The sequence below is a fragment of the Pseudomonas sp. IC_126 genome, assembly GCF_004331835.1.
Taxonomy (GTDB): Bacteria; Pseudomonadota; Gammaproteobacteria; order Pseudomonadales; family Pseudomonadaceae; genus Stutzerimonas.
In genome coordinates, this window is the sequence record NZ_SJSS01000013.1 from 1 (window position 1) to 426 (window position 426).

1 rRNA gene is annotated in these 426 nt (G+C 54.2%); it reads right to left on the reverse strand.

Going from position 1 to position 426, the window contains the following annotated elements:
* Positions 1–426: ribosomal RNA gene (locus E0D86_RS21250) — 16S ribosomal RNA — on the reverse strand; the annotation flags it as partial.

Sequence of the window (426 nt, forward strand, 5' to 3'; positions counted from 1 at the left end):
CTGTTTGCTCCCCACGCTTTCGCGCCTCAGCGTCAGTTACAGGCCAAAGAGTCGCCTTCGCCACTGGTGTTCCTCCACATCTCTACGCATTTCACCGCTACACGTGGAATTCCACTCTTCTCTCCTGCACTCAAGTCCCCCAGTTTCCAATGACCCTCCACGGTTGAGCCGTGGGCTTTCACATCAGACTTAAAGGACCGCCTGCGCGCGCTTTACGCCCAATAATTCCGGACAACGCTTGCCACCTACGTATTACCGCGGCTGCTGGCACGTAGTTAGCCGTGGCTTTCTGGTTAGGTACCGTCAAGGTACGAGCAGTTACTCTCGTACTTGTTCTTCCCTAACAACAGAGTTTTACGATCCGAAAACCTTCATCACTCACGCGGCGTTGCTCCGTCAGACTTTCGTCCATTGCGGAAGATTCCC